The sequence below is a fragment of the Nonomuraea sp. NPDC049695 genome (genome assembly GCF_040674955.1).
GTDB lineage: Bacteria > Actinomycetota > Actinomycetes > Streptosporangiales > Streptosporangiaceae > Nonomuraea > Nonomuraea helvata.
This window is the reverse complement of the sequence record NZ_JBFANV010000111.1, coordinates 1-20,322: the sequence shown is the minus strand read 5'-3', so window position 1 is coordinate 20,322 and position 20,322 is coordinate 1. Positions and strand designations below refer to the sequence as shown.

Sequence of the window (20,322 nt, the reverse complement as noted above, 5' to 3'; positions counted from 1 at the left end):
TCATGCCGCGCGCACCCAGCGCGTGGCGGCGTACAGGGCGGTGAGCTGCTCCTTGTCGGCGGCCCGCCAGAACAGCTCGTCCACCAGGCTGCGGAAGGAGAGGCTCCCCCGCTCGGTGAGGTCGAGCGCGGCGCCGAGGTTGCGGAGCCCGGCGTGGGTGCCCAGCCGGTCGCGCCGGCCCATGTTGGGCAGATCGCCCAGCGGCGCGTTGCGGAGCACCGCCTCGACCAGCGCGATCGACACCTTCGTCTGGGACTGGATCACGGCGGGATCGAGCGAGCCGTCCCACAGCCGGAACTCGATGTGGTCTTTCGAGGAGCCTTTCATGCCCGCCATGTTCACCGCGACCTTGCGGTTGCTGTTGGAGTTGCGCATCGGGCCCATCGGCTCGTAGCCGGCCGCGGGCCGCTGGTTGGGCTGACAGTACTGGAGGCCCCGGTGGCTCTCCCGCTCCGGGTTGTGCCCGAGCCTGTAGAGCGTGTCGGAGTGATGGTCCACGTAGTCCAGCACCCCGGTGTGGTGCTCCACGATGTGGTCGTAGTCGTGCGTGCTCACGTGGACGTGCCCGCCGGTCGAGACGGTGGCCGTGCCGCCGTGCGCCCGGATGATCTCGCAGGCGATGCGGAGGTTCTCCCACGTCGCCGGCTCGTCGTACAGGATGGGTGAGACCAGTTCGCCCGCGACCGTGCCGTCCTTCTCCAGCCTCCAGAGGCCGCGCCCGCCGTTCTTCCCCGAACGGTAACCCTGCCCCTGCATGGCGTGGTACGAGTGCACCTGAGCGTCGCCGGTCAGACCGGCCTCGTGCAGGGCACGGGCGATGTCCTCCAGCACCCGGCCGGCGGCGGGACCCGGCAGGTCGAACTCGAGCTCCAGCCCGAACCCGCGCCCGCCGTCACGGGCGCCCAGGGACGCGGTGGCGTTCTCCGTCATGTACGGAATCACCGGCTCGCCCCTGGCCGCGCGTTCCAGCGCCCGGTCGTAGGCTCTACGGAACGCCGCGAAATCCCGCGTGAAGGACACCTCGGGGAGCTCCGGCCGGCGCTGCCAGGCCTGGGCCCGGGCCTCCAGCGAGGCGACCCGTTCCTGCTCCGCCACGGCCAGCGCGTCGGTCCCGGCGAACCGGGACAGGGCACGGCGCATGCGCGGGTGGGCCTGCTGATACGCCTGCTGCGCCTCAGCGTGCTCGTGGATCGCGGCCTGCCGGGCGTCCCGGACGGTCGAGGGGGAGAGATCGTGCAGCCCCGGCGGGACGTCCGGCGTGTCCGGCGACCGGCCGATCGGGGCGTTCCGGGTCAGGGCGTCGATCACCTGCCACCGGTCGACCGGCCCGAAGAGGTCGAAGCCGGCCCGGTGGGCCTCGGCCGCCCGCTGCGCCAGCCGTTCGACGGAATGGTCGAGACCCGCCTCTCCCGCCAGCCGGCGCAGCGGATCGAACACCCACAGCCGGGACGGCGCCTCGGCTCCGGTGATCTCGGCGAGGCGGGAAAGGGCGCGCGCGTCGTCGTCGCCCGGATGCGTGATGCCGCGTTCGGCCGCGATCCGCAGCCCGTCCCAGAGATGCGGGTCCCGCGCCCGGTGGGCGTTGAGTAGCCCGGTGAGCTCATGCGGGGCGGTCGCCCGCGTGAGGTCGGCGCCGTGCGCCTGCGCGTCCTCGGCCAGGCGTACGAGCTGCTCGACCGAGCGCCCTTGGCCGACCTCGCCGGCCAGGCGTTCCAGCGGAGGGACGGCGCGGTCCGCACCGGCGCCCGCGGGTGGGGCGTGCTCGTCCAGGAGCGCGACCAGACGTGCCGTCTCGTCGCCGGGATCGGTCAGGGAGTGCCGCTCTGCGAGCAGCACGCCGTCCCACAGGTACGGGTCTTCCTGCCGGAACCGGTCCATGCCCGCGTGGAACGCCGTCTCCCCGGCCGGTCCGGCGGTGAGATAGCCGTTCTCGTGGGCCGCCCGGACGACCGGCAGCAATTGCGCGATGTCGCGGATGCCATGCCGCTCCAGCACCGGTCTGACGAAGTCCCGGGCACTCCTGTAGGTGACCGGCTCCCTCATCATGTGGACCATGAGCCCGACCGTGCGTGCCTGCGCAGCGGTCACGTCATGGAGAGAGAACAGGGTGTGGTGCCGCTGCCCCGCCCAGCGATGGGGGTCCGCCTCCATGCTCCTCTTGAGGATGTCGGTCAGTCCCGCACGGTCGGTCGCGCTGTCGGGGGCCAGGCCGTGTCGCCGGGCGTCGCCGTAGAGGTCGACCAGGGCGTCGACATCGCGGTCGAGGCCGAGTTCGGCCGCGATCTCGGGGAGGGCCCTTCGCGGCTCATGCCACTGGAGGATCCTGCTCATGGATGCCAGGGCTCTCGCCGTCGTGTCGCCGTGATCGAGTACGGGCAGCTGGTCCGCCAGCCGCCGGCCTTCTGCCAGGAGCTCCTCATCGGTGGCGGCCCGGCGCTCGTTGCCGGGCGTCCAGCGGTGGACCGTCGCCGCGGCCTCGGCGAAGTTCCGTGGCCGCGGATCCGCTATCGGGGAGAACTCGCCGGGAATGTCCGGAGGCGATCCCCATGGGCGTGCGGCCGGAGCCGGAGGCGTTCGCGCTGGGCTGACGACAGGAGCCGGGGGCGTCGGGTCAGGGGCGCTCGGCCGGCTGCCACCGGTGCCGGAGTCCGCCAGGACGCGTTCGAGCTCCGCGCGTACGCCGGGCCACGAGCGGGCGAGGTCGGGATGGAGATTGAGGCGCGGCACCTCCTCCAGCGGCACCCATGCGTTGTCGAGGGACTCGTGGGACGCGGGCCATACGTCGGCCAAGTGCGACATCTCGCCGATGACGGTGTCGAACGCCCAGCCGCCGTGATCGTCGTGATGGACTCCCCGTACATTCACCTCGCGCGGGTCCAGCCTGTTCTCCTCTCCCGCTTCGCGGAGGCCCGCCTCGACCGGATCCTCACCGCTGTGGCGGGCGCCGCCGGGCAGTCCCCACGTCCCACCGTGATGCGTCTCCATGGAGCGGAGCTGCATGAGGACGTGGACCTCACCGCCTGGGACGCGGTGGAAGGCCAGCAGACCGGCCCCGCCTTCGGTCCCCCAGTGCCTGTGCCCTTGCTCGCAGTGCGTCCATCCGTCGCCGGGCTTCGAGACGCGCCAGCCGGGCGGAATGTCGGACATAGTGGGATCGGGCGCGCTGACGTGCGGCGGCCGCAGCACGGTGACCTCGCCGGGCGTGGCGAGCACGACGAACTCGTTGAGTGGCAGCTGGCCCATCCCCGTCCACGGAGTGGACAGCACCTGGGAGGCGGGGATGACCCCCGCCATGACCGCCCCGTGCCCCAGGCCGGTGTACCGCTTGGCGACGCCGGGCATGGCGCTCCAGGGCTGCAACGGCAGCGACGGCGGAGCCGGCACGACGTCGCCGTTCGCGGCGTCCGCCAGAGCGGGGACCGGATGGAGCGGGTCGAACGCCATCCCCCGGTAGAGCACCAGCTCCTCGATGCCGCGGCGGCCCAGCTCGCGCTGCGTCTCCGCGTACTGCTGCCGGAGGAAGTCGCGCAGCATGTCGCCGCTACGGGCGTGGACCGCCCTGGCGGTCTTGCTGCGGCTCGGATCGCCGTACATCTCCAGGTCAAGGATCCCCGTCAGCCCGAATTCGTCCCGCGCGGCCATGTGCATGGCCAGCCGATCCGGCACCATCTCGCTGGTGCCGTAACCCCACGTTCTCAGCAGCTCCTCGACGGCCAGCCGTCTCGCTATGTGGAGCGCTTCGGGCGAGTCGAACGGCAGCTGGCGGATGATCCGGCGCCGCTCGTTCGAGAACTTGAGAGAGCCTTCGACGAAGGACGGGAGGGAGTCGCGTTTGACCGCGTGCCAGGTCCGCACGGTTCTGCCTACGACCTTGATCTCGCTCAGGACGAGATAGCTGTCGGGGTCGCCGACCGCCTGCTGCAGGTTCTGCTTGCGTCCGACGCCGAGCATGTCCCTCGTCGAGGACTCCATCGTGTCCATCAGCGTCTTCACCGCCGTGGCGTCGGCGGCCTCCCAGGCGGCACCGCTGATGGGTTCGTACTGGCCGTCCCGGCTGAGCAGGTCCGCCACCCGTCTCGTCACCGGCTCGATCCGGCGAGGGTCCTCCGGAAGTGCGCCGGTCCGGGCAGCGGGCACACCCGGGTCGCCCTGGAGGCTCGTACGCCAGGCGTCCGGAGCGTGGGGTTCCCCTTGCTCGGAGGAGTGCGGGCGGGCGGGCGGCGTCGCGTCGGGGATCGGATTCACGGGCACCGCGTCGTCGGGCCGGTCCCCGTGACCGGTGTGACTTGTGTTACTGATGTGACTGGTGTGACCTGGCACCGGGCGAGCGGCGGCCGGGCCCACCGCGGGCTCCGGGGCCCGTCCCGTCAGGGCCTGGTCCTGAAGCATTTCCGAGAGCGTCGATGTCCGCGTCTCCGGCATGGTGCCGCGCTCACGTGGCGGGTGAGGCGCAGGGTCGTTCGCGGGGTGGTTCGCGGGGTCGGCCGCAGGGTCGTCCGCGGGAGACTGCTCTGGTCGTTCGGGTCTGCTGTGGGCCGTTGACGCCGGGTCGGCCGTTTCAGGAGCCGCAGGCCGCTTTTCGGCGGCCTTGGGAGGGTCATCCGTCCCCTGAACGTCCTGATCGGGGGTGCCGACGTCATCGGGGGTCGTGCTGATGATCGCCGGGACGGTGGCCGGCAGCATGGAACCGCGGGTGAGCCTGCTCGAAACCGGCGGAGAGGTGGGGGCGGCTTCACCGGTCGGCGTCCGCTCGGCGGGGAGGCCCTGTGGAGCGCGTGCCAGGGTTCCGCCGTGGCCCGCCCTGTCGCCGACCGGGCCGGGCAGGGGCGTGTCGTGGCGACGGGTGACCTCACCCATGATCACCGGGCTCGGGTACGGCTGAAGCAGCACGTCGCCCGGTTGTGACGGGTCACGGTCGGTCGAGGTGTCGGCGTCGGCGTGCTCCTCGGGCCGGGGGTGCTGCACCAGGGCGGTCGCGTCGTGGCCGGTGGCCGGCGGGGTGTGGTCGCCGGGCCTCCCGGGCTGGTGTGGCTCGAGGGCTCGGGGAGCGGGCGGGGGTGGCCCGTCGGGTGCGTGCGGTGGATCGGCGCGGTGGATGAGCGGTGGGTCGCCGATCTCAGCGACCGCCCGCATCGGGACGAAGCTCACCCGTGCCGAGGCCGGGATGTCGAGGCCGCCCGCGACACCGGAGATGAAGGTGTAGGCCAGGTGTTCGGCGTCGAGCTGCCCGCTGAGTGCCAGGCCGGGGACGGCGCCGGCGGTGCCCGCCACTCCGCCCAGCAGCGCCTGGCCGTACATGCTCTGCGTGATCGCCACGACCCTGTCACGCACGGCCAGTTCGGCCTCGGAGGCGACGTACACCATCGGCCGGCTCAGCAGGCGCGAAAGACCCGCGTTCGCGCCGGCGAACAGGGCACCGGTCAGTGCGCCGCTGCCGAGCGACATCGCCAGCGACTCGAGGTCGAAGTCGCCCGCCTCGCGAGCCCCCCAGATCTGCTGCGCCACCTGCACGCCGAAGTCCAGGCCGCCCGAGATCGCGGCGAACTTCACCATGTTGACGAGGACGAGCCGCTTGACCGTCTCGATCTTCACCTGGGTCAGCAGCGTGTGGTGCTGGATCAGCCTGAGGACGGCCGGGCCGTTGACGTAGATCCAGACCAGGAGCCTGACGATCATCACGCCGAGCAGCGCCAGCGAGGCATAGATCATCCACTCGGTCTGCTGCATCCGCACGCCGTGCTTGCGCAGGGACGCGGACTCCTCCCGGAGCGCCTGCGCCAGCCGGTCGATCAGCGCCTCCGCGGAAGGGCGACCGGCGGCGTCCGCCTCCCCGCCCAGCGCGGCGAACGCCTGCTCGAACGCCTCCTTGGCGGGGCCCTGCCATTCCCAGCCGCGCAACATGCGGACGACGGCGTGGGCGTCCTCCGTCTTGATCTTCGCCAGGAGATCCGCCAGGTGCTCCAGCGTCTCCGCCTCGGCGATGATCCCGCCCACGTCGGCGTCCGGGATCGCCCCGCCCGCCAACGGCTGCGCCACCGGCTTCACCACGTCGGGCACCAGGTTGAGATCGAGCCCCATCAGACGGTGTCAGCTTTCTCCATCGACTGTCGTGATCACGGCCGGGGGTCCCGCGGCTCGGGTGTGCTCGGTTGTGGCAGGAATGACGCGAAGTTCGTCCCCTCGCCGAACAGGTCCTCGAACGGAAGATCCGGTACGAAGGGCTCCATCAGCTCCTTCATCCCAGCGGAGACCTCGCCGGTCGCCCGCGCGATCTGCTCGACGATCACGGCGGACAGCTCCGACGGGGAGAGCTTGCGGTAGACCCGGGGGTCGAAGTCGATCGTCCGCACTTCACCGCGCGGGCCGACGGTCACGGTCACCATGCCGTCCTTCGACCTGGCCGTCGCCGACAGCTCCCCTACCTTCTCCTGCATCTTCTTGAGCTGCTCGGTCTGCTGGTTGACCTCCTGGACGAGCTGTTCCAGCAGCCGCCACGACTCGTCCATCGTCACCTCTGTCCCTCACGCCTGCCACTTCAGCCTCAAAGATCTCAGAAGTAGCATTCTTTCCTGATTTTGGGGTCAATATCGAGATCAATCGCCCCGATGGGGGCATGCCCGTTAGGCTGCCGACCCGTGAGCTTCGACGGTGTCGCCTTCAGCAAGAGTCACCTCGACCGGTTGGCGTGCGCGGCGGACGGGATGGCCGGTGACGTGGCCGACGTACAGACCCGGTTCGAGACGTCGTCCTCCGCGGCCCGCGCCGCCCTCGGCGACGACGACTACGGCCTCATGTACTGGCAGGCGCGGGGGTCGCGGATGGAGAGCATCGACGCCGGCCTGGACCTTCTGGCCGCCGCGCTCCAGAAGCAGGAAACCCGGATCCGGCGGGCGTCGCACACGTACGACGCCTGCGAGGACGCCAGCACCCTGCGTACCGGTGGACGATGAGGAAAGGCAGAAATGGCTGAGCAGGGAATCAGTCGGCAGTAAATCCGCCTTCGACCAGGCGTGGAACTACCTCTACCCCTGGGACTCCGACGCCGACACCCACAACGGCGCTGCCAGGATGCACGCCAGCCAGGTCTCTCTCGCCCAGGGCGTGCTGACCCTGACGGCGACCCGGCTGGCCGCACCGGACGGGAAAGCAGGACGTCGTTTCCGTCCTTGGACATCAATCTGCAGATGGGCTCCTGGGCTTCCGGGATCGAGCCTGGCGGCCCCGGCTGGGACGAGCAACCGGGTCCGGCCGGCAACACCTATTTCCGCGCGCGCAACGTATGGGTCGGCCGTACCCGCGCCTGGTGACGCGCCGCCCGTGCCGCCACGCTCCGCTCACCTCGCCGTCATCGGGGAGGCGCCACGGGAAGGTAGACCGTACGGCCGCTCTTGCGAGCCCGGCGCGCGGCGGGGATCCGCGCCGCGGTGTGCGCAGGAAGCCGGTCCTCGGCCTCTTCCCAGCCGAGGAACTCGGCGGCGTCGAGCTCATCGGCCTGGAGCTTGATCTGGCCGGGATCGGCGACGACGCCGCCGTCGAAGAGGAAGGTCAGCAGGGGGCGAGGCCGCTCCCCCAGCGGGGGCGACCACTCCACCGCCAGCAGGGCTCCGACCTGCACGTCCAGCCCGAGCTCCTCGAGGATCTCGCGCATGGCGCCCTCATGCGGAGCCTCCCCGGCTTCGACGACACCACCCGGAATCGCCCAGTACGGGCGGTAGTTCGGCTTGACGAGGAGGACGCGGTCGTCGCCGTCGGTCAGCAGCATGCAGGCTGCGGTGTATGCCGTCGGCAGGGTCGCGTACCAGTCGGCCGGCTCCAGGTACGGCTTGCTCATGTCATTCATTCCCACCATCACCTGCTCATTCTGACCGGATGGACATCCGTCGCGAGCCCGATGCGGTCGATGCCCCGGCGTCCGCCGTGGGTCAGTGATACCCACGGCGGACGGCAGGCCTAGTCCACCTCCACGACGGCCTGGGCGAACTGGGCCGAGTACAGCCGGGCGTAGGCGCCCTCCGCCGCGAGCAGCGACTCGTGCGTGCCCTGCTCGACGATCCGCCCGTTCTCCATGACCAGGATCAGGCTGGCGTCGCGGATCGTGGACAGCCGGTGGGCGATCACGAAGCTGGTGCGCCCCTCGCGCAGCGAGCTCATCGCCCGCTGGATGAGCACCTCGGTCCGGGTGTCGACCGAGCTGGTCGCCTCGTCCAGGATCAGGATCGCCGGCTCGGACAGGAACGCCCGAGCGATCGTGATCAGCTGCTTCTCGCCCGCGCTGACCGTCGCACCCTCCTCGTCGACCACCGTGTCGTAGCCGTCGGGCAGCGTGTGCGCGATGCGGTCCACGTGGGCGGCCTCCGCGGCGGCCTCGATGCGTTCGCGCGTGGCGCCCTCCGCGCCGTAGCCGATGTTCTCCGCGATCGTGCCGCCGAACAGCCAGGTGTCCTGCAGCACCATGCCGATGTTGGCGCGCAGCTCCTCCCTGGACATCTCGGCGATGTCGACGCCGTCGAGCGTGATACGGCCGCCGGTCACCTCGTAGAAGCGCATGATGAGGTTGACCAGCGTCGTCTTGCCCGCTCCCGTGGGGCCGACGATGGCCACGGTCTGGCCGGGCTCCACGGTCAGCGACAGGTTCTCGATCAGCGGCCGGTCCGGCACGTACCGGAAGGACACGTTCTCGAACGCCACGCGCCCCCTGATCGGCGCGGTCCGCGCCGGCCCCTCGGGCTCCTGCGACTGCTCGGGAGCTTCCAGCAGCTCGAAGACCCGCTCGGCTGAGGCGACGCCCGACTGCACCAGGTTGGCCATGCCTGCCACCTGGGTCAGCGGCTGGCTGAACTGCCGCGAGTACTGGATGAAGGCCTGCACGTCGCCCAGCGAGATCGAGCCCGAGGCCACCTTGATCCCGCCCACCACGGCGACCAGCACGTAGTTGAGGTTGCCGATGAACATCATCGCCGGCTGGATGATCCCGGAGATGAACTGGGCGCGGAAGCTGGAGGCGAACAGGGCCTCGTTGTGCTCGGCGAAGGTCTCGGCGGCCTCCTTCTGCCTGCCGAACACCTTGACCAGCGTGTGCCCGCCGTACATCTCCTCGATGTGGCCGTTGAGCTTGCCCGTCGAGGACCACTGCTTGATGAACTGCGGCTGCGAACGCTTGCCGACGGCCGCGGTGACGTAGACCGTCACCGGCACCGTGACCAGCGCGATGAGCGCCAGGACCGGCGAGATCCAGAACATCACCACCAGCACTCCCACGACCGTCAGCACCGACGAGATGAGCTGGCTCATCGTCTGCTGGAGCGTCTGGGCGATGTTGTCGGTGTCGTTGGTGGCGCGGCTGAGGATCTCGCCGCGCGGCTGGCCGTCGAAGTAGCTCAGCGGCAGCCGGGCCAGCTTGGCCTCGATCATCTCGCGCAGCCGGAACGCCGCCCGCTGCACGACGACCGTGGTCAGCCGGAACTGCAGGATCCCGAGCACCGCCGCGAGCACGTAGATCGCCAGCACCCAGCCGAGCACCTGCGCCAGCGCGGTGAAGTCGATGCCGTGGCCGGGCACCACGTTCATCGACGACACCATGTCGGCGAGCGTGCCCTGCCCTCTGGCGCGCAGCCCCGCCACGGCCTGTTCCTTGGTGGTCCCGGCGGGCAGCTGGGCGCCGACGATACCGGCGAAGATCAGGTCGGTGGCGTGGCCGAGGATCTTGGGGCCCGTCACGGTCAGCGCGACGCTGGCCGTCCCGAGGGCGAGGACGACGGCGAGCAGCGCGCGCTCGGGGCGCAGCAGCCGCAGCAGGTGACGGAGCGAACCGCCGAAGTCGTGGGCCTTCTCGGCGGGCCCGGACATCATCCTGCCGGGGCCGAAGGCGGGCTGAGGGCGGCGCGCGGGCGTCTGAGTCGTCATGAGCCCTCCTCCGTCGGTCTCATGACGAACGTGCTGTGCTTATTGATGACCTCGACAAGCTCGGTCATGCTGCGGCCTCCTGTTCGGTGAGCTGGGACAGCACGATCTCCCGGTACGTCGGGCAGGTGCTCATGAGCTCCGCGTGGTCGCCGCTGCCGACCACGCGGCCGTCGTCGAGCACGAGGATGCGGTCGGCGTCGCGGATGGTGTTCACCCGCTGGGCCACGATGACGATCGTGGCGTCGGTGATCTCCTCGGCCAGCGCGGCACGCAGCCGGGCGTCGGTGGCGTAGTCGAGGGCGGAGAAGGAGTCGTCGAACAGGTAGATCTCGGGCCGGTGCACCAGCGTCCTCGCGATGGCCAGACGCTGACGCTGGCCGCCGGAGACGTTCGTGCCGCCCTGGGAGATCGGCTCGTCCAGGCCGCCGGGCATCGCCTCGACGAACTCGCGGGCCTGGGCGATCTCCAGGGCCCGCCACAGCTCCTCGTCGGTCGCGTCCGGCCTGCCGTACCTCAGGTTGGAGGCCACCGTGCCGGAGAAGAGGTACGGCGACTGCGGGACCAGGCCGACCGCCCGGGAGAGCACGTCCTGGTCGAGGGCGCGTACGTTGACGCCGTCGACCAGCACCTCGCCGGCGGTCGCGTCGAACAGGCGGGGGATGAGGTTGAGCAGCGTCGTCTTGCCGCTGCCCGTGCTGCCGATGATCGCGGTGGTACGGCCGGGCCGCGCCGCGAAGCTCACGTCGCACAGCACCGGCTCCTCGGCGCCCGGGTAGCGGAAGTCCACGGATCGCAGCTCCAGCTCGCCGAGGCGTCTTTCGGGGGTGACGGGGTCCGCCGGCGGGTCGACGGTCGGCTCGGTGCCGAGCACCTCCTCGATGCGCTCGGCGCAGACCTCGGCCCGCGGGATCATCATGAACATGAACATCGCCATCATCACCGACATGAGGATCTGCATGAGGTAGGAGATGACCGCGGTCAGCGCGCCCACCTGCATGGTCCCGTCGGCGATGCGGTGGCCGCCGAACCACACCACGGCCACGGTGGACACGTTCACCACCAGCATGACCGTGGGGAACATCAGCGCCATCAGCCGCCCCACCCGCAGCGACACATCGGTCAGCCGGTCGTTGGCCACGCCGAAGCGCTCGCGCTCGTGCCTGTCGCGGACGAACGCCCTGATGACCCGGATGCCGGTGATCTGCTCGCGCAGCACCTGGTTGATCCGGTCGATGCGCTCCTGCATCGTGCGGAAGAGCGGGCGCATCCGCACCACGATCAGGGCCACGATGGCGATCATCACGGGCAGCACGACGAGCAGCAGCGACGACAGCGCGGTGTCCTGGCGCAGCGCCAGCACGATGCCGCCGACGCACATGATCGGAGCCGCCACCATCATCGTGAACGTCATCAGCACGAGCAGCTGGATCTGCTGCACGTCGTTGGTGGTCCGGGTGATCAGGGAGGGCGGGCCGAACCTGTTGACCTCCTGGGCGGAGAAGTCCTGCACCCGATGGAAGATCGCGGCCCGCAGGTCCCTGCCCAGGGCCATCGAGGTCCGTGCGCCGTAGTACACGGCCACGATCGAGCAGACGATCTGAACGAGCGTCACACCGAGCATCACCAGCCCGATGCGCATGATGGAACCGGTGTCCCCCTTGACGACGCCGTCGTCGATGATGTCGGCGTTGAGCGTGGGGAGATAGAGCGTGGCCAGTGTCTGCACGAACTGGAAGAGGACCACGAGCGTGATCTCTTTCCCGTACGGCCTGAGCTGGACCCGCAGAAGACGGAGCAGCATCAAGAGGCGCTTTCTGTCGAAGGAGTGGGGTGGGGCCGCACGAGCAGCCCGTCGAGCAGCACGGAGACGATCTCCTCGTCGTCCATGTCCCCGAACTCGCCGCCCAGGCCGAAGCCGCGGTGCACGCTCGCCGCGATCAGCATGAGCAGCAGGTGCGCCGCGCCCTCGGGAGAGCGGCGCAGCCGGTCGCGGTCGGGTTCGACCAGGGCGGCGATCGCCCTCCCGACCCGGCGCCGGCCGTCCATCATCCGCTCGTGGAACTCGGCGTCGTCGGCCATCAGCTCTTTGGGGACGGTCATGAGATTGGCGTTGGCGAGCATCCCTTTCCGCAGCAGCGCGACCGCATCGCGCAGCCGCGCGCGCAGCTCGACCTGAGTGCCGATGGCCGCCAGCGCGTCCACCGCCGGCTGCGGGTCGAACGCGCTCATCAGCGTCGCCCGGAGCAGCGAGGCCTTGTCGGGGAAGACACCGAAGATCGTGCCCTCGGCCACACCGGCGGCCTCGGCGATCTGGCGGGTGCTCACCGCGGCGCCGTATTCGCGCAGCAGGGGGAGCGTGGCGGCGATGAGCGCGGCACGGCGGTCTTCTGGCGCCATGGCCGGCACCCTTCGCCTTCTTGTCATAGAAGGAGTCTAATGAGCGAGTACTCACTCGTTCAAATGGTTATGTGTCGGTGCCTACCGCTACGCTCCCTCCGTGGTCAAACCTTGGTTGCCCGGCTTCCTGCTGCTCGCCGCCATCTGGGGCAACAGCTTCTTCTTCATCAAGGTCGCGGTCGACGTCCTGCACCCGCTCCAGGTCTCCTTCGGCAGGATGGCCATCGGTGCGCTGGTGCTGCTGCTGGCCGTGCTGCTCAGCGGCAGGCGGCTGCCGCGCGACCCGCGCCTGTGGGGTCATTTCCAGCTCGCCTCGATCGTGCTCACCACGCTGCCGTTCACCCTTTTCGCCTACGGCGAGCAGTACGTCTCCTCCGTGGTCGCCGCCATCTGGAACGCCACCACGCCGCTCTGCACGCTCGCCTTCACCCTGCTGCTGCGTACCGAGAAGGCGACCTCCGGCCGGGTGGCGGGCCTCGGCCTCGGCTTCGCGGGCGTCATGGTCGTGCTCGGGGTCTGGCAGCCGATGGCCGGCGGGCAGCTCGGCGGCAGCCTGGCCTGCTTCGGCGCGGCGGCCTGCTACGGGCTCGGCGGGGCGTACATGGGCCGCTTCATCACCGGGCGGCGCCCCGAGCCGCCGGTCGTCCTGGCCGCCGGGCAGCTGCTCAGCGGCGCGGTCCAGCTGGCCGTGATCACGCTGCTGGCCGGTGTGCCGCTGGTGGACCCGCACGCGCCCGCCGTGGTCTGGTGGAGCCTGGCCGGGCTCGGCGGGCTCGGCACCGGGGTGGCGTACCTGCTGCTCTACTGGGTGCAGGTACGCGCCGGGGTCACCACGACCTCCACGGTCACCTACCTGCTGCCGGTCTTCGCCGCGATCTCCGGGGTGGTCATCCTCGGGGAGCGCATCAGCTGGAACCAGCCGGCCGGCGCCCTCGTCATCCTCGCCGCCATCGCCCTCACCCAGCGCGCCGCCCGCCGTCCCGTCCCCGTCGGCCCCGAGCAGAGCGCCCGGAGCGCCGACGCTCGCGGCACAGGCTGAGCGCGTCCCTGCCTAGGAGTACCGCTCGCAGACCGTGAACGACACACTCCTGGTGGCCTTGGAGGGGGTGAGCAGGTGGAAGACGATCGTGTGCCGGCCCGGCTCGAAGGCCCCGAAGGGGTTGCGCTGGTTCTTGGTCGTACCGGTCACCCAGTCCGTCTTCCACCCCTCGTCCTCGCCGTCCACGACCCAGCGGTAGCCGTACTCGACCTGCCTGCCCGACGGGCCCTTGAGCAGGGCGACGGGGAAGAGACTCGGTGACCAGCAGTTGGCTCCGGTCTGCTGCCCGTCCAGCGTCAACGACACCAGGCGTACGGTTCCCGCGGCCGCCTTCGTGGTCGTGGTCCTCCGCGGAGAGGTCGTGGTTCCGGGCGTCGATCGCGTGCGGGTGGCGGTGGGCTTCGGGCTGCCGGTCCTGGTGGGACGCGTCCTCTTGGCGGGAGCGCTGGGTGTGCCGGTCGCGCCCGGTGTCTTGCCGGCGTCCGGTTTCCCGGCCGGCGCGCCGGGTGTCGTGGTGGCCCCCTGGGCCGCGGCCGGGGACGTGGGCGCGGCCGTCGTCTCGGGTGCGGGCATCCAGATGATCGCCCCGCCCACCAGGGCGGCGGACGCCGCCAGCGCCCCGGCGCCCACCAGCATCGCCTTCCAGCGTGGGCGGCCCGCGGCACGACCCGTCGCACCGCCTCGACGGCCCGCCAGGGTGCCCGCCGTACCGGTGGGCGGTGCGCCGATGAGCCGGAGCAGGACGTCCTGCATGGCGGGCCGGGCGGCGGGGTCCTTGGCCAGGCAGGACAGCACGATCGGGCGCAGCGGGCCGGGCAGGTCGCCCAGGTCCGGCTCGTCGTGGAGGATGCGGCGGATCACCGCGGGCAGCGAGTCGTCGCCGAACGGCGGCCTTCCCGTCGCGGCGAACACGATCATCGACGCCCACGCGAAGGCGTCCACCGCGGGACCGAGCGGAGCTCCCGTGAGCTGCTCGGGCGCCATGTAGGCGGGCGTGCCGACGATGCTGCTCGTGACGGTCAGCGAATGGCCGGACGCGCGGGCGATGCCGAAGTCGATGACCCGCGGGCCGTCCCTCCCGAGCAGCACGTTGGCGGGCTTGAAGTCGCGGTGCACCACCCCGGCCCGGTGGATCGCCGCCAGCGCGGTCGCGGTCGCCACCGCCAGCCGCTGAAGGTCGGCACCGGCGTGGCGGCCGGCCTGCTGGAGCGAGGGCCCCTCGACGTACTCCGTCACGATGTACGGCCGCCCGCCCAGCGAGGCGTCGAGCACCTGAGCGATGCAGAACGGCTCCACCCGCCGCGCCGCGTCGACCTCCTTGGCGAAGCGTTCGTCGGCGAGTCCCTCACGCAGCACTTTGACCGCGACCCGCCGGCCGTCGGGCGCCTGACCGAGGTAGACCACCCCTTGGCCGCCGGCGCCCAGACGCCCCACCATCCGGTAGGGCCCCACACCAGTGGGGTCGCCTTCCCGTAGAGGTTCGACGTGCGACATGGGACTCCTGCCAAGCGTATGGGATCTTCGGCACCATAGCGGGAAATGTCAGACCGGGTGAGCCAGTCGCGTCAACCACGCCGTACGGGACGGTGGGCACGCACCCGAACAAGGGCGCCCGCCGGCGGACGGCGCAATCCATAAGACGGCCTTTCCCGGCGACCGCGAGAGCACAATTGACCCATTATCCGCGCGGGGCCTATATTGTTGCCACAATTTCCCCACACAATCAGGATGACCTGCGCACATCAAGAATTGTCACCCATTTCAGAGCGCAGCTCCGTAGGCGATTTGAACACCGGTTTAAAGATTTGTCCAGGCCCTTGTTGAGGGTGTTCGGATCATTTACTGTCCAGGTGATCTGATCACCCCCCACCATTCAGGAGCCCTGGTGCGCCGATTAACGCTCACCGCCACCGTCGCGGCGGTGCTACTCCCCCTGCTCTCCCCGGCAGCCTCCGCCACCGCCGCCACCACCACCACGACCGCCGTCGCCGAAGACCCTGACGCCGTCCAGCAGGTCGGTCCGGGTCTGTACTTCTCCGACACCGACACCTTCAAGATCGACGAGTCGGACGTGCCCGCCGGGTCGATCGGCCGCACGCACGGCGTGGCCACCGGCGGCGGCGACCTCGCGCGACCGCAGTCGGCCCCCGCCTCCCGGCCCGAGATGGCGGTGTTCGGCCCGGGCTGGCAGGCCGAATTCCTCGGCGGAATGCTCGACAGGAAGCTGGACGTCCAGAGCGGCGCCATCGTGGTCACCGAGCTCGACGGAGGGACCACGACCCGCTACGCACTGAAGAGCAGCGTCTCCTTCCCCGAGGGCGGCGGCATCCAGCGCTACGAGAGCGGCGACGGATCCAAGATCACCGAAACGACCCGGTGGGACTCGGCGGCCGGGGCGATGCGGACCTCCATCTCCGAAACCATCGCGATGGACAAGGGCGCCACGGAGGCGGGGGACGACAACTTCTCCCAGAGCAACGCCGAGCTCGGCCTCACCTACAGCTGGACCAAGATCGACGGGCTGCAGAGCACCGACACCTGGAGGGTGACGGCCACCGGCAACACCGCCTACGGCGCCTCGACGGTGGCCTATGACGCCCAGGGCCGCGTCAGCACCGTCAAGGAGCCGGCCGCGGGCGAGGCGCCCGAGGAAACGCTGACGATCACCTACGCCACGTCGACCACGGCCACCGCCTCCTCCGTCGGTGACTACGCCGGCCGGCTCAAGCAGATCACGCTCACTTCCGGCACGGAGGCGCCGCAGACCGTCGCCAGCTACGGATACGACGTCAACGGCCTGCTGCGCACCGTGGCCGACCCCAGTCTGAGCAGCTCTCCCGCGTCCACCTACGCCTACGACCAGATCGGGCGCCTGACGTCGATCGACTCGCCCAGGGACGGCGGCTGGCAGTTGACCTTCGCCAGCGGCACCGCCGCACCCACCGCGACCGCCACCGACACGTCGCGGCCGGCCGGCGGCGATCCCATCGAGGGCGCGAAGGGGATCAACGACCCCAACGCCACCGCGCCCGACCCCGGCGACTTCCTCCCCGGCGACGTCTCCAACCCGCAGGCGTACCCGTCGTACTGCAACGACGCCTGGAAGTGGCTGTACTACCAGAGGGCCGGCTGCGCGTCCTGGGTCGCCCACTACGGCTGGCGCAAACCGCTGTGGAGGAAACTGCCCAGCAAGCGCTACGTCATGGGCATCGACTACGACCACTGCACCAACGCCCCCGACCGCCCCACCGGCTTCGACTTCCGGCCGGCCTGCGACATGCACGACTACGGCTACGGGCTGATCGGCAACACCTACAAGCACTACCGCTACTACCTCGACCGCTATCGCAAGTCCCAGGTCGACGACGTGTTCTACCACACGCTCAAGAACTGGACCTGCAACGCGTACAACATCTTCGTCCGCACCGTCTGCAAGCGATGGGCCTTCGTCTACCGCCAAGGGGTTCGCCTGGGCAACCCCAAGAACGGCGCGAACGCCACACGCTGACGAACCCGGCCGGATGGCGGATCGCTCGCCATCCGGCCCCTCGCGGACGCGGTCGTTATACTCGGTACATATAACCCATATATGCATATTCCTCCCGGACCGTGGCAACGCGGTGAAGGGCAGGAGACGGGGATGGGCGAACGGCGTACGCAAGGTCCGCAAGGCACGCCGGCGGACCAGATTTCCGACAAGCGGAAACGCCTGCTGGCGGAGGTCGGGGACGACCTGTGGGGCATCGAGCTCCTGCGGTTCGCGATCCAGCAGGCGGTGGCCGATCTCGCCGGGCTGGGCGGCATGGTGCATCTGGGCGGTCCCGGCCAGGGCAGCGGGCTGCGCCTCGCGGTGACCAGCGGGCTGCCCCCCGCTTTCGCCGAGGCCTGGGAGCGCGTCGACGGCAACGGCCCGCTCGCGCCGGCGCGCGCGTTCCGGCATGCCACGTTCGTGCGGGGGTCTCTGGCGAGCGTCGTCGCCGGCATACCGCAACAGGTCGGCTCCTCGGCCGAGCCCCGGTCGTGGCCGGCTGGTGCGGCGATGGTGGCGGTCCCGCTGGTCGGCCCCGGCGGGCCGATCGGGGCGCTGTCGGTCGTGACGGCCTCCCCGTACGAGCCGTCGCCCGGGCAACTGGCCTTTCTCGACACGCTGGGCCGCTGGGCCGGCGAGCGCCTGAGCAGGTCCGCCGCGCCGCCGCCCGGTCCGGGACGCACGGGCCGGCCGGAACAGGCCCCCGGCTCGCATCTGCGGCAGGAACTGCAGGCGGTCGGCACGTGGGACTGGGACATCCGCACCGGCGAGGTCATCTGGAACGACGCGATGCTCGCCGTGCTCGGCATCGATCCGGGCACCTTCGACGGGCGCATCGAGACCTGGACGGGCGTCGTACACCCCGAGGATCTGCCGTGGGTGCTGGCCGACATAGAAGAGGCGATCCGCGCGGGCCGGATGTACAGCACCGAGTACCGGGTGTGCCGCCCCGACGGGACGCCCGTCTGGGTGCGGGCCCGCGGCCGGCTGGTGGTCGACGAGAACGGCGAACCGGCACGCATGATCGGCACGCTGTGGGACATCACCAGGACCCACGACGACCTGGAGGCGCTCACCGAGCCGGGCGCCAGCGACGCCGAGCGCGCGGCCGTGGCGCGGGCCTCCCGCATCAAGCAGCTGACCAGGGCGCTGGCCGAGGCGGCCACCGTGCGGGACGTCGTCGGCGCGTCCGCCGATCACATCCTGCCCTCGTTCGGCGCCGCCGGGCTGATACTCACCTTCCTGGAGGGCGACCACCTGCGGCCGGTCGGGTTCACCGGGTACTCCCAGGAGTTCGTCGACCGGATAGCCCGGATACCGGCCTCCGGGGCCTACCCGATCGCGGAGACACTGCGGGATCGCACCCCGATGTTCATCAACTCGGCAGAGGAGTACATCGAGCGCTACCCCACGACGGCCGACCTGCCGGCGGCGGGAGGCAAGAGGGCGTGGGCCTTCCTCCCGCTGATCGCCTCGGGCCGCCCGGTGGGCAGCTGCGTCGTCTCCTTCACCGAGCCGCGCCGGTTCACCGGAGAGGAGCGCAACCTGCTCACCGCGCTCAGCGGGCTGGTCGCCCAGGCCATGGAGCGGGCCCGCCTGTACGACAGGGAGCACACCCGCGCCCAGGAGCTGCAGCGCGGGCTGCTCCCCCGCGGCCTGCCCAGCGTGCCCGCGCTCACCGCCGCCGCCCGCTACCTGCCTGCCGGCAAGGACATGGAGGTCGGCGGCGACTGGTACGACGTCATCCCGCTGTCAGCGGACCGGGCCGCCATCGTCATCGGCGACGTCATGGGACACGGCGTCGCCGAGGCGGTCACCATGGGCCGCCTGCGCACCGCGCTCCGCACCCTGGCCGACCTGGAACTGCCTCCCGACGAGCTGCTCTCCCACCTCAACGACCTGGTCAGCGACCTCGGCGACGACTTCTACGCCACCTGCCTGTACCTCGTCTACGACGCCACCACCCGCTCCTGCGTCCTGGCCCGCGCCGGCCATCCCCCGCCCGCCGTCGTCCACCCCGACGGGAGCGTCCGCTTCCCCGACGCCGACCCGAACTCGCCTCTCGGCGCCGCCACCCCGCCCTTCGACACCGTCGAGATGGAACTGCCCGAAGGCAGCCTGCTCGTGCTGTACACCGACGGCCTGGTCGAATCGCCCGCCTTCGACATCGACCAGGGCATGGCCCAGCTCGCCGAGGCGCTCAGCGGCCTCGAGACCCCCTCATGCGGGCACGAGGATCAGCACCACCGCGACATATGCCTCGAGTGCCTCTGCGACCGCCTCACCACTGCCCTGCTGCCCGGGCAGGAGACCACGGACGACGCTGCCCTGCTGATCGTGCGTACCCATGCGCTGCCGGGCGACGACATGGCCTCCTGGCCGCTGCCCGAGCACCCCAGAGCCGCCGGCCAGGCCCGCGAACACGTCCGTGCCCAGCTCAGCGCCTGGCACCTGGACGACCTGTCGATGACCACCGAACTGCTGGCCAGCGAGCTGGTCGGCAACGTCATCCGGCACGCCAAGGGCCCCATCCACCTGCGCCTGCTCCGCACCGACGTGCTCACCTGCGAGGTCTCCGACGCCAGCCTCACCACACCCCGCATCCGCCGCGCCGCCGACACCGACGAGGGAGGGCGCGGGCTCCAACTGGTCGCCGCGCTCTCCCATCGCTGGGGCACCCGCTACACCGGCGCGGGCAAGTGCATCTGGACCGAACAGCCCCTCACGCACGATTGACGCGGCAAAGTTCTGCCGACCGCTCCCTTGCCTGGCGAAACTTCGCAGGGGACTATTCTTTACGCCCTATATTCTCGTTCGCCGTTAATTTCGGGGGCAGTCCAAACGCGGACAAACGACATCGCTCTTGGGAACTTCCACGTCCTTTTTCATCCGCCGACGTACGAGGCCGAATATAAGCAGTCGCGCCCCTGCTGGACGGGAAAGCGGCCGTCGGACGGAGTGGCGCGCCAGTGGGCGTCGCTCAACAGAAAGGCCCGGGCGTACGTGTACACGAATTACCGGAGCCACTACGACCACTGCCTGAGCAATCCGATACCGAGCGGGAACCGGTGGGCAGACCGGGCCGACCTGAATCTGGAGGACGTCTCCTGGACCGACAGCGCGGCGAAGGCCGACAGAGGCTCCCCCAGAGGCGGAAATCCGGCGCGGGGCTGGCATGACGACGAATACGACCTCGGCCGCCTCCACGGCCACGGTCTCTTCCTTCGCGGAATGATGTCGCATGCCATCGCCCACGCGGATCCGATGTTCTTCGCGGCGAGACAGGTGAAGGAGCGGATCAGACCTCTTCCACGCTGCTCGGCTCACGCCGGGACAGATCGATGCCGAGCTCCTCCGCGGCGCGGAAGACGTCCTCGTCGGTGTCGCGCATCTCGATGGACATGCCGTCGCTGGAGAGCACCTCGACGTTCAGGCACAGCGACTGCATTTCCTT

Annotated in this window: 12 protein-coding genes; 5 read left to right on the top strand and 7 right to left on the bottom strand. The window is 70.4% G+C overall.

What is annotated here, in order from left to right; all coding sequences use genetic code 11:
* Together AB0J64_RS49740 and AB0J64_RS49735 are read right to left on the bottom strand one after the other, a co-directional pair.
* Nucleotides 1-6,078: an NUDIX domain-containing protein gene (locus tag AB0J64_RS49740; RefSeq protein ID WP_364043899.1), complete on the bottom strand. Its 6,078-nt coding sequence runs from the start codon at nt 6,076-6,078 to the stop codon at nt 1-3.
* Between the two features lie 35 nt (nt 6,079-6,113).
* Entirely contained in the window at nt 6,114-6,506 is a 393-nt protein-coding gene (locus AB0J64_RS49735; protein ID WP_364043929.1) for a YbaB/EbfC family nucleoid-associated protein, read from the bottom strand.
* Nucleotides 6,507-6,635: 129 nt separating this feature from the next.
* Here AB0J64_RS49735 and AB0J64_RS49730 point away from each other — a divergent pair, with 129 nt between their 5' ends.
* Both AB0J64_RS49730 and AB0J64_RS49725 read left to right on the top strand, forming a co-directional pair.
* Nucleotides 6,636-6,950 carry a hypothetical protein gene (locus tag AB0J64_RS49730; protein WP_364043896.1) on the top strand — a complete coding sequence of 105 codons (315 nt, stop codon included), beginning with the start codon at nt 6,636-6,638 and terminating at the stop codon, nt 6,948-6,950.
* Between the two features lie 216 nt (nt 6,951-7,166).
* A complete protein-coding gene (locus AB0J64_RS49725) occupies nt 7,167-7,307 on the top strand; it encodes a hypothetical protein (protein ID WP_364043893.1) in 141 nt (46 codons plus the stop codon).
* Between the two features lie 38 nt (nt 7,308-7,345).
* On the opposite strand, the gene AB0J64_RS49720 is transcribed toward AB0J64_RS49725, so the two are convergent.
* The 4 genes from AB0J64_RS49720 to AB0J64_RS49705 all read right to left on the bottom strand — a co-directional run bounded on the left by AB0J64_RS49720 (nt 7,346) and on the right by AB0J64_RS49705 (nt 12,300).
* Nucleotides 7,346-7,849 carry an NUDIX hydrolase gene (locus tag AB0J64_RS49720; RefSeq protein ID WP_364043890.1) on the bottom strand — a complete coding sequence of 168 codons (504 nt, stop codon included), beginning with the start codon at nt 7,847-7,849 and terminating at the stop codon, nt 7,346-7,348.
* Nucleotides 7,850-7,950: 101 nt separating this feature from the next.
* Nucleotides 7,951-9,903 carry an ABC transporter ATP-binding protein gene (locus AB0J64_RS49715; RefSeq protein ID WP_364043887.1) on the bottom strand — a complete coding sequence of 651 codons (1,953 nt, stop codon included), beginning with the start codon at nt 9,901-9,903 and terminating at the stop codon, nt 7,951-7,953.
* 64 nt (nt 9,904-9,967) lie between these two features.
* Entirely contained in the window at nt 9,968-11,704 is a 1,737-nt protein-coding gene (locus AB0J64_RS49710) for an ABC transporter ATP-binding protein (protein ID WP_364043884.1), read from the bottom strand.
* A complete protein-coding gene (locus tag AB0J64_RS49705) occupies nt 11,704-12,300 on the bottom strand; it encodes a helix-turn-helix domain-containing protein (protein ID WP_364043881.1) in 597 nt (198 codons plus the stop codon). The genes AB0J64_RS49710 and AB0J64_RS49705 overlap by 1 nt, the downstream gene beginning before the upstream one ends.
* Nucleotides 12,301-12,400: 100 nt before the next feature.
* On the opposite strand from AB0J64_RS49705, the gene AB0J64_RS49700 reads away from it, so the two are divergent.
* On the top strand, nt 12,401-13,339 hold the full coding sequence (locus tag AB0J64_RS49700) for a DMT family transporter (RefSeq protein WP_364043878.1): 939 nt from the start codon (nt 12,401-12,403) through the stop codon (nt 13,337-13,339).
* A gap of 12 nt (nt 13,340-13,351) precedes the next feature.
* On the opposite strand, the gene AB0J64_RS49695 is transcribed toward AB0J64_RS49700, so the two are convergent.
* A complete protein-coding gene (locus tag AB0J64_RS49695) occupies nt 13,352-14,833 on the bottom strand; it encodes a serine/threonine-protein kinase (RefSeq protein ID WP_364043875.1) in 1,482 nt (493 codons plus the stop codon).
* A gap of 391 nt (nt 14,834-15,224) precedes the next feature.
* Between AB0J64_RS49695 and AB0J64_RS49690 the strand changes: the two genes are divergently transcribed.
* Both AB0J64_RS49690 and AB0J64_RS49685 read left to right on the top strand, forming a co-directional pair.
* Nucleotides 15,225-16,847, top strand: a complete 1,623-nt coding sequence (locus tag AB0J64_RS49690; protein WP_364043872.1) for a phospholipase A2 — start codon at nt 15,225-15,227, stop codon at nt 16,845-16,847.
* A gap of 132 nt (nt 16,848-16,979) precedes the next feature.
* On the top strand, nt 16,980-19,604 hold the full coding sequence (locus tag AB0J64_RS49685) for a SpoIIE family protein phosphatase (protein ID WP_364043869.1): 2,625 nt from the start codon (nt 16,980-16,982) through the stop codon (nt 19,602-19,604).
* Nucleotides 19,605-20,322: the final 718 nt, after the last annotated feature.